Genomic DNA, 13,731 nt, shown 5'->3' on the forward strand with positions numbered 1-13,731 from the left:
AGGAGGAAACTGACAGTATGGATATGACGATCTTAACCGATGTAGGTCAAAGACGGACAAATAACCAAGACTATGCAAATCAATATAAAAACAAGGCAGGAAAACCGATGGTTTTACTTGCTGATGGTATGGGAGGACACCGTGCCGGAAATATTGCTAGTGAAATGGCAGTCACAGACCTAGGTGCGGCTTGGGTTTCTTCTGAGATCGAGACGGTTAATCAAGTACGGGAATGGTTTGCAGAACATTTAGAAACTGTGAATCGTCGGATCCATTTAGCTGGGCAAGATGATGAGCACAAAGGAATGGGAACGACACTGGAAGCTTTGGCTTTTGTAGAAGGACAAGTGATTTATGCCCATGTTGGAGATTCGCGGATTGGCCTCATTCGTCAGGGCGAATACCAGCAGTTGACCAGTGATCATTCTCTTGTAAATGCTCTTTTGCGAGCAGGTCAAATCACAGAGGAAGAAGCAGCCCATCATCCTCAACGTAACATCATCACTCAGTCCATTGGCCAAAAAGATGAGTTGGAGCCGGATTATGGTTTGGTGACGGTTGAAGCAGATGATTATATTTTGATCAATAGTGACGGTTTAACCAATATGATTGGCCCAGATGAAATCAGAGATATTGTCTTGAGTGATGTTTCACTGGAAGAAAAAGCTCAAACCTTGATTCGTTTTGCCAATAATGCTGGAGGCTTGGATAATATCACTGTTGTACTGCTCCACTTTACTGAGGAGGACGCAGCATGATTCAAATCGGCAAAATTTTTGCCGGGCGATATAAAATCATCCAACAAATTGGACGCGGCGGGATGGCAGATGTTTATCTTGCGCGTGATTTGATTTTAGATGGGGAAGAAGTTGCAGTCAAGGTACTGCGTACGAATTACCAGACGGATCCCATTGCGGTTGCGCGTTTTCAGCGTGAAGCAAAGGCGATGGCAGAGCTGGACCATCCAAATATCGTTCGGATTACAGACATTGGCGAAGAAGAAGGACAACAATACCTTGCAATGGAATATGTTGCAGGTTTAGACTTGAAACGCTATATCAAAGAAAATGCTCCTTTATCAAATGAAGAAGCTGTTCGTTTGATGGGGCAGATCCTTCTAGCTATGCGTCTTGCCCATACGTGTGGCATTATCCATAGAGATTTAAAACCACAGAATGTCCTCTTGACACCAGATGGAACAGCAAAAGTTTCAGACTTTGGGATTGCAGTGGCCTTCGCAGAGACTAGCTTGACCCAGACCAACTCGATGTTGGGGTCGGTTCATTATTTGTCCCCTGAGCAGGCGCGTGGATCAAAAGCTACGGTGCAAAGTGACATCTACGCGATGGGGATTATTTTCTATGAGATGTTGACAGGACACATTCCTTATGATGGAGATAGTGCAGTTACAATCGCTTTGCAGCATTTTCAAAAGCCACTCCCATCTATTCGGGAAGAGAATAAGAATGTTCCACAAGCTTTAGAAAATGTGGTGATCAAAGCGACAGCTAAAAAACTGACGGATCGCTATAAATCAGTGGCAGAGATGTATGTGGACCTTTCAAGTTGCTTGTCCTACGAGAGAAGAAATGAGAAAAAACTGATTTTTGAAGATCAATCGAAAGCTGATACAAAGACTCTTCCAAAAGTGAGTCCAACTCCAAAGACGGCTCCTGTTCCAATCTCTGAGGTACGCAGTGAAATCAGTTCGGTAGATCCTAATCGACCATTATCTGACCAGCAGACAATGGCACCAAGTAAAAAGCCAAGAAGACGCTTGCGGGCGCGCTACAAGGTCTTGTTTGTTGCCATTGCCCTAGTTCTTGCAGCCTTTACTTTCTTGTTGTATATGAGCCCAGCCAATAAAACAGTTCCAGATGTTTCCGGCAAAACCATTGCCGAAGCTAGAGCGGTTATTGAGGGACAAGACCTTCAAGTCGGTGAAGAGAAAGAAGAGTACAGTGATTCGGTTGCAGAAGGCTACGTCATTCGGACCAATCCAAATGCAGGTGCTCAAAAGAAAGAACAAAGTCGCATTGATTTGATTGTTTCAAAAGGTCCAAATAGTTTTGAAATGCCAAACTATGTAGGAGAAACACGAGCTAAAGCAGAGGAAGATCTGAAAAATACTTATAAAGTATCAAGCAAAATGATCACGATTGAAGAAGTTGAGACCTTCGATTATGCTGCAGGGACAGTTCTTGAACAAACCCCAGCTCCAGGAGAGCAATATTCTCTGAATTCAAAAACCAAGATTGTTTTGAAAGTAGCGAAAGAAACGACTTCAATTGAAATGCCAAACTATGTTGGATCAACTTATGATTTTGCTAGAAGTAATTTGATTGAGATCTATGGTATTAAAGAAGCCAATATCGAATTAAGAAAAACGGAACATCTCCCTGATGGGGTAGTTGTTTCTGCCGGTCAAATTGTCAGTCAAACTCCAGAAGTTTCGAGTACGGTGGATATTAACCGAACACGAATTGTTTTGACTGTATATGAGCCTAAAGTGACGGCTTCTTCAAGTACGAAAGCCTCATCCAGTTCAGATGCATCTAGTTCATCCTCTGCTGAACGATCAGATACAGAAAGCTCCAGCAGTAGTGCAACTGGTGGAGATTCATAAATCAGTCTAAGACTCAGATGAATTTCTGAGTCTTTTTGTATTTTTTTGTTGCTATGTCGTGATTTTTTTATTTCCCTGTAGAGGGAAAAACTTTGAGGTCGCTTCAAGAAACTATTTTTCTACAGATGAATAGATTATGTGAGCTCCTTAACAAACAAGGGGTTTCAAGTCCGGTAAAATAAAATAGTCAATTAAACATAAGGTAATTTGAAGTTGAAAATAGATTGAATATCAAATTATTTGCCTTTGTTTTAGCCCACATGCTATAATCTGCGTGAAAGGAGATCAAAGAGTAAAAATGTCGTTCAGACCTGCTTTGATAGGAAATTGGTAAACGAATAGATTTTTTTCTACTAGTTGAATAGGCCTTGACAACTGGTGGAGATAAATATCGTGAACTAAGAAACAGGGAGGTAGAATGACTTTTGAAATATGTGCACATAGTTGATGTATCTTTCGCCTATACTTTCCCAATGGAGATTATTTAAATGGACAGAAAATATAGAGTGGTTAGTCGAGCAATCTTAGCAACAGCTATGATTGTCCCGGTATTTATAGCAACAAAAGTAGCTGCAGAAAATAGAGGATGGAATACCTCCCCTTATCGTTCAAACTATTATAACTATGGTTACAATAATTGGAACGGTTATAATGGCTATAATTCATGGACCTATAGTTATGGCTATGGATATCCAAATTGGAACTATTATTATGGCTATAACTATGGTTATCCTAGCTGGAATAATTATTATGGCTATAATGGTTGGAACTATGGTTATTCCTTAGAAAATGATGAAAACTACATTTATTGGAATGGCAATCATTATTATCGGATGAGTGATGGGACTTACCGGATCTACCGCAATGGTGAGTGGAAGCCTTTAACTAATCGGAATAACTCTACTAATAACCTTGCCAATGACCCTCATTATGTATATGAAAATGGCTACCATTATTATGTATTAGATAATGGGGATTATTACTACTATAAAAATGGTAAATGGGTATTTGTGAAGAATTCGACGGAAAATCCTGATACTCCAGATCCAACTCCAACACCGACTCCGGATCCAACTCCAACACCCGACGAGCCAGATCCAAGCGATAAACCCGATCAACCAGTCAACCCATCAGAACCATCTACACCAGAAGATCACGGGAACTTGATCTTCCCAGAAAATCCTCCATTTGTAGGAGCAGATGGAGAGTTTGATCCTTTCGCACCAACCCCAGAAAATCCAAGTGAACCAAAACCAGAAGAACCGGTGCAACCTGAAGTGCCTGGAAATGATGGTTTGGTATCAACAGATCAGCCTAGTGAAAACCAAATTCCTCCATACGTTGAGACACCAGCAGAAGGATTAGAACATCTTCCATGGGCTCCAAATGGACGAGCACCAAAGATAGTCTATCCTCCTGGCAAACCTGGATCAGCAGCTTTGCGTCGAGATAAGAACTACTACTTTGACGGGTCGACTCACTATTACTACGTTCCTTCTGATACGGAAGCAACTGGTTACTCTGCTTATTGGAAATGGAATGGAGATAAATGGAAACTTTATGGAATGACAGATCCGAAAGATCCTGAAATCGATCCAAAATTCCACGAAGATGCCAAAGATGATGAATATGCCTATAGCGATCGAGACTCAAGCGTGAAGCTCTACTCTACAAACCTTGTAGAAACAGCTAAAGCAGGTCAAGCTCTTCCATTTAAGAATGTGGATGAATTTAAGGACTATGTCATTAAGAAAATGAATCCTAAATTTATTGACAATGCTGGCTGGGATGCCAAAGTAGAATGGGAAATCGAGGACCCAGAACTCTTTGAGCAATCTAAAGAAAACCCATGGGCTAAAGACTATGTTTTAATCGCTAACTTGAAGAGTGGAGTAGATGACAAGAACTACAAAGATGTTGAGTTTGGCTATGTGAAATTCGTTTATCGTGTAGAAGCAACAGACAATACAAACTATATCGAGTTAGATAAAGCGAAAGAAGCATTTGCTAAGATTAACGAATTGCGAAAAGCACAAGGCTTAAAAGAATTGACTTGGTCAGATGATGTCTACAACTCACGTGCCTTACCAAAAGCCCATACTATTTCACGTCAGTACGATAGCACAGGTTTTGTAGCTCGCCGTGAAGACAATGCAACAACAGTCGCAACGAAATGGTATAACAGTGGATTGAGAGAATTAATGCTCGATCCAAATGCCACAGAAGGTGCGGTAGCAGCAGTCATCAATGGCGACGGTAACTATTACTGGGCATTCATGTATAAATAATGCCTCTAGACAACCGTTATCGGAAAGAACTTATTTAATAACAATTCATTCCGATACCAAGGACACCCAAAGGATTTCTATCTTTTGGGTGTTTTTTTGCTCTTCGTATTATCCAACCACAGACGGAAGTCAAATGAGGAAAAATTTGATAAAATAGGAAAAGATGAGGTAGACTATGTGGAAAATACAAATTTTTATTTTCGTTGAAGCCGTTTTGTTAACATTAGCAGCGATCACCATTTTATCAATCGATTTTTCCAGATTTGTTGTCTTGATGGTTCTCTTTTTGCTCCTTTTGTATTACTATTTTGGCAAACAAAAAGCGAATTTTCTATTAATCGCGCTGAGTGTGCTCTTGTTTTTTATCGTGATGCTGAATCCTTTTGTGATTGCAGCCATTTTATTTGCGGTGGTTTATGGTTTATTGATCGCCTACCCTTATATGTATAAGGAAAATGAAGCAGTTGTGTTTGATGTTGAAGAGGATACGAAAATTCGTCAGGAAAAAACTCGATGGATTGGTGATTTACAACATTTTTCAAAGCAAAGTCGAGGGTATCGAGATCTGAATGTGATCCGAGTTTTTGGGAATGACACCCTCCATTTAGAGGAGGTAGCCATTTGCAATTGGGACAATGTAGTGATCATTCGGAAAGGGTTTGGAAATACAAAAATTATCTTACCGATTGATTTGGAATTGCATTTACAAATTAACACCCTGTATGGAGATCTGAAGTTCTTGGATCTTCCTGTCCGTAAAATGAGGAATGAAACCATAGACATTGAAACGGCACATTATCGGAGATCGCACCGTTCTATAAAAATTGTGTTAGTTGGTATTGTTGGGGATGTTGAGGTGATTCGCGCATGAAGAAATTAGACTATCTCCTATTGTATTTCTATTCCCTAATGGTGGTTGCGGTCATTTGTCATACCATTTTCCATTTTGTTGGTTTTCAGTGGGGCAAACTTCTTTCAGATCTTTCCTTGCTTCAGTCATTCCTATTTTTGGTTTTTAGTCTGACGCTTGCATTGACGGCTTTGGTTGTCTTAATTATTAAAATCACGCAATTTGTAACGGTTCATGCAGTACAACAAAAGGTAGAATCTATCCTGACTGCTTCACAGCGAAAAGAAATTGCCCCCAAAGAATTGAATCAACAGTTAGATTTATTGGACAGCAAATTGCTTCGACTAGAAGAAAATTTACAAAAAAGTGAAAATCGTGTGATGCGAAATGAGGAAGAAATTGTGGAAATCGAGCGTAAGAGAATTGCGCGTGATCTACATGACACGGTTAGTCAAGAATTGTTTGCAGCCAATATGATTTTATCTGGAGTGGCAACACAGGCCCTTGAGTTAGAGAAAAGTCAGATCCAGCAGCAACTAAATGGTGTGTCAGATATTCTAGGTACAGCCCAAAATGATTTACGCGTCTTGCTCCTACATCTTCGTCCTACAGAATTGGAAGGAAAAAGTTTGGTAGAAGGTATGGAGATGATTTTTAGAGAATTGAAGGAAAAGAGTAACCTAACAGTTGTCTTCCATCATAATGACGTGAGCATTCCAAAAGAAATGGAAGAACATCTATTTCGAATCGTCCAAGAAATTGTCAGCAATACCTTGAAACACGCTAGAGCTCAACAAATGGATGTCTTTTTGCATCAGGAAGGAAAACAACTTCATTTACGGATGGTAGATGATGGAATCGGCTTTGAGCAGGAAAAATTGGAACGATTGAGTTATGGGTTGAAAAATATTCAAGAACGTGTAGAAGACATGGCGGGAACCATTAAAATAAGAACGAGTCCTCAAAAGGGAGTGGCTGTAGATATTCGCGTTCCCCTCCTTGTAAAAGAGAAAAATGAAAAGGAAACTGTATGAAAGTATTATTAGTAGACGACCATGAAATGGTCCGATTGGGATTGAAAAGCTTTTTGTCCATGCAAACCGATATTGAGCAAGTCTTAGAGGCGAAAAATGGGCATGAAGGGGTGGAGTTGGCGCTGAAAGAAAGACCAGACGTCATCATCATGGATATTGTGATGCCAGAGCTAAATGGAATCGATGCGACTCTAGCCATCCTAAAAGAGTGGCCGGAAGCTAAAATTGTCATTTTGACGTCTTATTTAGATAACGAAAAGATTTACCCTGTCTTAGATGCCGGTGCAAAAGGGTATATTTTAAAGACCTCGTCAGCAACTGAGATCTTACAGGCTGTCAGAAAGGTTGCAAAGGGAGAATTTGCCATTGAGACAGAAGTTAGTCAAAAAGTTGAGTCACGAAAGAACCATGCTGAGTTGCATGATGATTTGACAGCTAGAGAACGAGATATTCTGGCTCTATTAACAAAAGGATATGAAAATCAACGAATAGCAGATGAACTCTTCATTTCTTTAAAAACAGTGAAGACCCATGTCTCCAACATCTTATCGAAATTAGAAGTCAGTGATCGGACGCAAGCAGTCGTCTATGCCTTCCGACACCATCTGGTGAATCAAGAAGATTTTTAAAAGGAAACATGCTATAATAGAGCATGATCATAAGGGGGAGACAAGTGGACGCAAAATTACGTTATAAAGCCAAAAAAGTTAAAATCGTCTTTTTTGATATTGATGATACATTACGTGCAAAAGAAACTGGATTGATCCCAGAATCTGTCAAAGACGTCTTTCATCAATTGAAAGAAAAAGGAATCCGAACAGGGATTGCAACCGGTAGAGGGATTTTTGGGGTTGTTCCTGAAATCATGGACTTAAAGCCTGATTTTTTAGTAACCTTAAACGGTGCCTATATAGAAGATACAAAAGGAACTGTGATCTACCAATCACCAATCAATGAAGCAATCGTTTCTTCTTTTGTGGATTGGGCCAAAGAATCCGAGATTGATTATGGGTTAGTAGCTAGTCATCAAGCTGCCCTGTCTAATCGGACACCCTTGATCAGTGATGCTATTGACATCATTTATCCAAACTTACCAGTAGATCCAGATCTGCATTTGAAAGAACCTATTTTCCAAATGTGGACCTTTGATGAACAGGATAGTGAACTAGAGTTGCCCCCTTCTTTGCAAGAGAACTTGCGCCTAGTTTCGTGGCATCCCCATTCATCAGATGTTGTTCGCTTTGAAGCTTCAAAAGCTTCAGGAGTTTCTCATCTTGTAAATCATTTGGGCTTGAAGCCAGAGAATGTTTTAGTATTTGGGGATGGATTAAATGATCTAGAACTGTTTGATTACGCTGGAATTAGTATCGCAATGAGAAAATCTGCTCCAGAGTTACAAGAAAAAGCTGATTATATCACTAAGAATTTAGAAGAAGATGGCATATTCTATGCCTTAGAGGAGTTAAATATGGTTGAAAAAGAATTGACATTACCACAGTTAGAACTTGCTACGGTTGACGGTCCTGTCGCTGTGATCAAAACCAATCACGGTGAGATGAACATTCAATTGTTCCCGGATCAAGCGCCAAAAACAGTTGCAAACTTTGTAGCTCTTGCTAAGTCTGGCTATTATGATGGTGTCATTTTCCATCGGATTATTAAAGATTTTATGATCCAAGGGGGAGATCCTACTGGTACAGGTATGGGTGGTGAATCCATCTATGGGGAGAGCTTCGAAGACGAGTTTTCAAAAGAATTGTACAATATTCGCGGAGCCCTTTCGATGGCAAATGCTGGACCAAACACAAATGGCAGCCAATTCTTTATTGTACAAAATCAACATCTTCCATATTCGAAAAAGGAATTGGTCCGCGGTGGCTGGCCTGAAAAAATTGCAGAAATCTATACGACAGAAGGGGGAACTCCTCACCTAGATCAACGTCATACAGTATTTGGTCAATTGATGGATGAAGCTTCTTTTGCTGTGTTGGATGAGATCGCGGCTGTTGAGACAGGGATGATGGATAAGCCAGTAGAAGATGTCGTGATTGAAACCATCGAAATTGAGGACTAATATGAAAATTGGAGATAAGTTAGAAGGAACCATCACAGGCATTCAACCTTACGGCGCCTTTGTCGAACTAGAGTCGGGTGTGACGGGCTTGATTCATATCTCAGAGATTAGAAGTGGTTATGTAAGTAATATTCAGGATATTCTGTCGATTGGGGAGAAGGTCTTTGTTCAAGTCATCGATGTTGATGAATATACCAACAAAGCTAGCCTCTCTCTGAGAACGCTTGAAGAGACCCCGCAACGAAGCATTCGACACCATCGCTTTTCTAATGACCGTCACAAGAGTGGTTTTGCTCCCTTAGCTCAACAGATGCCGACCTGGGTCAAAGAAGGAAAGGTATTCTTTAGCAAACAAGAAAAAAAATAAAAACTTCGATAGGTTGATGAAACCCATCGAAGTTTTTTTGATATAGAGAATTATTCAAATTCGTAAAGGGTAGTAGAAAGATAGCGTTCTCCATTATCTGGTGCAAGAGCAAGAACTTTTTTACCGCTACCCAATTCTTTTGCGACTTCAATAGCAGCATAGATAGCAGCTGCGCTTGAGATACCGACTAAGAATCCTTCAGCTCCACCGATAGCGCGTGCAAGTTCGAAAGCTTCTTCTGAAGATACGCGACGAACACCATCATATGCATTAGTGTCTAAAGTATTTGGGATAAAACCGGCTGAAATCCCTTGGATTTTATGTGGTCCAGGTTTTTCGCCAGAAAGGACTGCAGATTCATTGGCCTCAACGGCATAGACTTTGACAGCAGGATTATTCTTTTTCAAAGTATGAGAAATACCAGAAACAGTACCACCAGTACCAACACCTGCGACAAAAGCATCTAAACCATCTTTTCCAAAGGCATCAACGATTTCTTGTCCTGTTGTTCTTTCATGTACCTCTGGGTTAGCAGGGTTTTCAAATTGAAGAGGAAGGAAGCCATTTCTTTCTGCAGCGATTGCTTCAGCTTTAGCGATAGCACCTTTCATTCCTTCACTTCCAGGAGTCAAAACGAGTTCAGCTCCATAGGCTTGGATGATTTTACGACGTTCCACACTCATGGTTTCAGGCATGACAATCACAACTTTATAGCCTTTAGCTGCGCCAACCCATGATAAGCCAATCCCTGTGTTCCCACTAGTTGCTTCGACAATGGTATCACCTGGTTTGATCAAGCCATCCGCTTCAGCTTTTTCAATCATGCTCAAAGCAATCCGGTCCTTAACAGATGATCCAGGATTGAAGGCTTCGAGTTTGACATAGACATCTGCAGCTCCTTCAGGAACAAGACGATTCAATTTGACAATCGGAGTGTTCCCAATCAATTCTGTAATATTTTCATTAATAGCCATAATATACCTCAGTTCTAGGTTTTCTTGATACTAACAAGTATAGTCCCTTGCGGGAAGAATGTAAAATATAGAAATTTTATGGGTGTGATAAAAAAAAACTATCGTTGCCGATAGCTTCTTTGGTTATTTTTCTACAGAAAGTAGGGGTACTTCAACCTCACGAATTCCTTGATCCTCAATAATGACTTTGCCATTGTAAAATTCGACTAAAGCTGCTGTGATAGAGTTTGTGTTTTCTTTATCCACAAAAATAGTTGTCATCACCTGATCTGTGAACATCGGATCTTGTTCCGCCAATTGATGGTCTTTTAAGAAATTAGCAAACTCTTGGTATTGGGAATAAGAAAGTGTGATCCCAAGAACCACTTGCTCTTTGATTTCTACCAGTCCAATTTCTCGAACTGCTTGTGCAACACTTCCAGCATAAGCACGAATCAGACCGCCAGCTCCTAATTTAATGCCACCAAAATAGCGGGTAACCACGACACAACTATTAGTGATGCGATGATTCTCCAAAACTCCTAACATCGGTACCCCAGCGGTTCCACTAGGCTCTCCATCGTCACTGGTCCGTTTGATGTCACTTTGTTCCCCAATGATGAAAGCAGAGCAGTTATGTGTAGCCTTATAGTGTTCCTTTTTGATGGCATTGATAAAATCTCTAGCTTCCTCTTCAGAGGAGACTCGCTTGACATGACAAATGAATTTTGATTTTTTGATTTCTTCTTGAACAGTGCCGTTCTCTTTAAATGTAACATATTCCATATTCTTATTTTACAAAAAAAGAATGATTTTCTCCAACTTTTGCGAATTAATAAGTATGAAGATAGAAGATTCTTATGGAAGACTCTTAACGGAGAGTCAAATGACAAATGATCTAAAAGAAATTGCCCAAGAACTTCCAGCTATTGAAAAACAGAATGGAAGGTACCAATGCTTTCGATGTGGCAGTTTGATTGATCAAAAACTGTGGAAGTTGAGTGAAGAGGTACTGTATTGTAGAGCCTGTATCCAATTGGGGAGGATCCGGAGTGATCAAAAACTTTATGCTATTGCACAGCAAGACTTTGAAGGGAAAGAGGTGCTAAACTGGAAAGGGACCTTGACTTCTTATCAACAAGAGGTATCTGAAGGACTTATCCAAGCAGTTAAGGCAGGAAAACATGCCTTGGTACATGCTGTGACAGGAGCTGGAAAAACGGAAATGATGTATCAGGTTGTAGCAACAGCTATCAAGTCTGGAAAAGCAGTCTGTATTGCTACCCCAAGAATCGATGTTTGTATCGAACTGTACGGAAGGATGAAGGAAGATTTTTCCTGCCCCATCTCTTTACTTCATGGAGAATCGGAACCCTATTTTAGAACACCCTTGGTGATCGCTACAACCCATCAATTGCTAAAGTTTTATCAGGCCTTTGATCTCCTTATTATAGATGAAGTAGATGCGTTTCCCTATGTGGACAATCCAATCTTATATAAAGCAGCTCAGAATGCAATAAAAAAAGAGGGAAATACCCTATATTTAACAGCAACCTCTACAGATGAGTTAGATAAAAAGGTCAAGAAAAAAGAAATCATTCGTTATAGTCTTCCAAGAAGATTTCATGGGAACCCACTAGTGGTCCCTGAAATAAAATGGGTGCCGAAAATTAGAGAAAAAATAGAAAAAGGAAGAATCCCTTACCAACTATTGCAACTGATCAAGAAACAAAGACAGACTCACTACCCATTGTTAATCTTTGTATCTGAGATAGAATTAGGACAACAATTTACTGAGAACTTAAAAAAATACTTTCCAAAAGAAACAGTAGGTTTTGTATCCTCACAGACAACAGACCGCCTACGAATGGTAGAAGAGTTTAGAAACAGAGCCATAACTATGCTAGTCTCGACAACAATTTTAGAAAGAGGAGTGACTTTTCCATTTGTAGATGTCTTTGTTTTAGAAAGTAATCACAAATTATTTACTAAAAGTGCCCTCGTACAAATTTCAGGAAGGGTCGGTCGAAGTAAAGAAAGACCAACAGGTAAACTACTTTTTCTATCAGATGGTATAACACGAGAAATGAAGAAAGCGATCAAAGAAATAAAGGAAATGAATCAGGAGGCTGGATTTTGAAAGAATGTTTGCTTTGTACTAAAGAGTTGAAAACTGGTGAACATTTCACAGACCTTATTTTTATGAATCAACAAGAAGAATGGATTTGTAAAGAATGCAAAGAAGACTTCGAACAAATTTGCGAAATCCATTGTCCTAGATGTTATAAAGATAAGGAGGAGAAAGTATGTAAAGATTGCGAATACTGGATACAAAAGGGGAATATGGTAGAACATGAAGCATTATATAGATATAATGCAGCAATGAAGGACTATTTCAAGCGATATAAATTTGAAGGAGATCGTTTATTAGGAATGGTATTTGCATGTGAAATCAAAAAAGCCTTGAAAAAATATAAAAGCTATACGATAATACCGACTCCAATCAGCCATGAAAAAAAGCAGGAGAGAGGATTTAATCAGGTATCGACTATATTAGATTTTGCAGAAATAAAGTACAGCAGTCTCTTCCAAAAAGAAGACAGCTTAGCCCAATCAAAAAAAACAAGAGAAGAAAGATTAAAAACCTCTCAACACTTTCAATTAAAAGAAGAAGTTTCAAAAAAGCAGAAATATCTTATCTTTGATGATATCTACACAACGGGCAAAACAATCGAATTAATGAAGCGCCTACTAATTGAAAAAGGTGTGAAAGAAATAAAGACATTTTCAATCGCAAGGTAAAAAAAGATTTGCAAAAACTTTATGAAAGCGTTATAATATACATATAAATAAAAACATAATGTTTAGAAAGTAGGTACTAATATGATTAAATATAGTATCCGTGGTGAAAACCTAGAAGTAACAGAAGCCATTCGCGACTATGTCGTTTCTAAACTCGAAAAGATTGAAAAATATTTTCAGGCAGATCAAGAGCTAGACGCTCGAGTAAACTTAAAAGTTTACCGTGAAAAGACCGCAAAAGTAGAAGTAACCATTCCGCTTGGATCTATCACACTTCGTGCAGAAGATGTCTCTCAAGATATGTACGGTTCAATTGATCTAGTTGTAGATAAAATTGAACGTCAAATTCGTAAGAATAAAACAAAAATCGAAAAGAAAAATCGTGTTAAATCTGGTGCAGGTAAATTGTTTACCGATGCAGTTGTAGAAGAAGCAGCAACCACAGAAAAAGTTGTTCGCTCAAAAACAATTGATCTAGAACCAATGGATTTAGATGAAGCGATCCTTCAAATGGATCTATTAGCACACGATTTCTTCATTTATCGTGATGCAGAGGATAACACAACAAATGTGATCTACCGTAGAGAAGATGGAGACATCGGTCTATTGGAAGTAAAAGAATAGAGATCAAAAAAAGAGATTGAAAACATCAAATAAATTATAGAAGAATCAGGGGCATCTGTGCTCCTGATTTTTTATATAACTAAAAAACTTTAAAAAAAATAAAATTTTTTGAA

At 39.2% G+C, this 13,731-nt stretch carries 13 protein-coding genes; 11 read left to right on the forward strand and 2 right to left on the reverse strand.

The features are described 5' to 3' along the window. Window positions 1–17 precede the first annotated feature (17 nt). The 8 genes from HMPREF2904_RS02260 to HMPREF2904_RS02295 all read left to right on the forward strand — a co-directional run bounded on the left by HMPREF2904_RS02260 (window position 18) and on the right by HMPREF2904_RS02295 (window position 9,239). Window positions 18–758, forward strand: a complete 741-nt coding sequence (locus tag HMPREF2904_RS02260; RefSeq protein WP_070659677.1) for a Stp1/IreP family PP2C-type Ser/Thr phosphatase — start codon at window positions 18–20, stop codon at window positions 756–758. Then, on the forward strand, window positions 755–2,626 hold the full coding sequence (gene pknB / locus HMPREF2904_RS02265) for a Stk1 family PASTA domain-containing Ser/Thr kinase (RefSeq protein WP_070659678.1): 1,872 nt from the start codon (window positions 755–757) through the stop codon (window positions 2,624–2,626). Before HMPREF2904_RS02260 ends, pknB begins: the two co-directional genes overlap by 4 nt. A gap of 488 nt (window positions 2,627–3,114) precedes the next feature. After that, a complete protein-coding gene (locus tag HMPREF2904_RS02270) occupies window positions 3,115–4,914 on the forward strand; it encodes a CAP domain-containing protein (protein ID WP_070659680.1) in 1,800 nt (599 codons plus the stop codon). Window positions 4,915–5,089: 175 nt separating this feature from the next. After that, the gene (liaF, locus tag HMPREF2904_RS02275; RefSeq protein ID WP_003003865.1) at window positions 5,090–5,785 is read left to right on the forward strand and encodes a cell wall-active antibiotics response protein LiaF; all 696 of its coding nucleotides are present in this window, start codon (window positions 5,090–5,092) and stop codon (window positions 5,783–5,785) included. After that, window positions 5,782–6,798 carry an envelope stress sensor histidine kinase LiaS gene (locus tag HMPREF2904_RS02280; RefSeq protein ID WP_070659681.1) on the forward strand — a complete coding sequence of 339 codons (1,017 nt, stop codon included), beginning with the start codon at window positions 5,782–5,784 and terminating at the stop codon, window positions 6,796–6,798. The genes liaF and HMPREF2904_RS02280 overlap by 4 nt, the downstream gene beginning before the upstream one ends. Next, entirely contained in the window at window positions 6,795–7,427 is a 633-nt protein-coding gene (locus HMPREF2904_RS02285; protein ID WP_049492345.1) for a response regulator transcription factor, read from the forward strand. Before HMPREF2904_RS02280 ends, HMPREF2904_RS02285 begins: the two co-directional genes overlap by 4 nt. 44 nt (window positions 7,428–7,471) lie before the next feature. Beyond that, complete coding sequence (locus HMPREF2904_RS02290; protein WP_070659683.1) at window positions 7,472–8,872, forward strand: bifunctional Cof-type HAD-IIB family hydrolase/peptidylprolyl isomerase; 1,401 nt, start codon at window positions 7,472–7,474, stop codon at window positions 8,870–8,872. A gap of 1 nt (window position 8,873) precedes the next feature. After that, window positions 8,874–9,239, forward strand: a complete 366-nt coding sequence (locus HMPREF2904_RS02295) for a S1 RNA-binding domain-containing protein (RefSeq protein WP_003003962.1) — start codon at window positions 8,874–8,876, stop codon at window positions 9,237–9,239. A 50-nt stretch (window positions 9,240–9,289) separates the two neighbouring features. On the opposite strand, the gene cysK is transcribed toward HMPREF2904_RS02295, so the two are convergent. Together cysK and HMPREF2904_RS02305 are read right to left on the reverse strand one after the other, a co-directional pair. Then, window positions 9,290–10,213 carry a cysteine synthase A gene (cysK, locus tag HMPREF2904_RS02300; protein ID WP_070659686.1) on the reverse strand — a complete coding sequence of 308 codons (924 nt, stop codon included), beginning with the start codon at window positions 10,211–10,213 and terminating at the stop codon, window positions 9,290–9,292. Between the two features lie 123 nt (window positions 10,214–10,336). Beyond that, window positions 10,337–10,978 carry a YigZ family protein gene (locus HMPREF2904_RS02305; RefSeq protein WP_021154565.1) on the reverse strand — a complete coding sequence of 214 codons (642 nt, stop codon included), beginning with the start codon at window positions 10,976–10,978 and terminating at the stop codon, window positions 10,337–10,339. Between the two features lie 55 nt (window positions 10,979–11,033). On the opposite strand from HMPREF2904_RS02305, the gene HMPREF2904_RS02310 reads away from it, so the two are divergent. From HMPREF2904_RS02310 to hpf, 3 genes are all read left to right on the forward strand, one after another. Beyond that, window positions 11,034–12,332, forward strand: a complete 1,299-nt coding sequence (locus tag HMPREF2904_RS02310; RefSeq protein WP_070659688.1) for an ATP-dependent helicase ComFA — start codon at window positions 11,034–11,036, stop codon at window positions 12,330–12,332. Continuing rightward, entirely contained in the window at window positions 12,329–12,994 is a 666-nt protein-coding gene (locus HMPREF2904_RS02315; protein ID WP_070659690.1) for a ComF family protein, read from the forward strand. The genes HMPREF2904_RS02310 and HMPREF2904_RS02315 overlap by 4 nt, the downstream gene beginning before the upstream one ends. Before the next feature lie 81 nt (window positions 12,995–13,075). After that, the gene (gene hpf / locus HMPREF2904_RS02320; RefSeq protein WP_021154569.1) at window positions 13,076–13,618 is read left to right on the forward strand and encodes a ribosome hibernation-promoting factor, HPF/YfiA family; all 543 of its coding nucleotides are present in this window, start codon (window positions 13,076–13,078) and stop codon (window positions 13,616–13,618) included. Window positions 13,619–13,731: the final 113 nt, after the last annotated feature.

The organism is Streptococcus sp. HMSC072G04, from assembly GCF_001813295.1.
Classification (GTDB): domain Bacteria; phylum Bacillota; class Bacilli; order Lactobacillales; family Streptococcaceae; genus Streptococcus.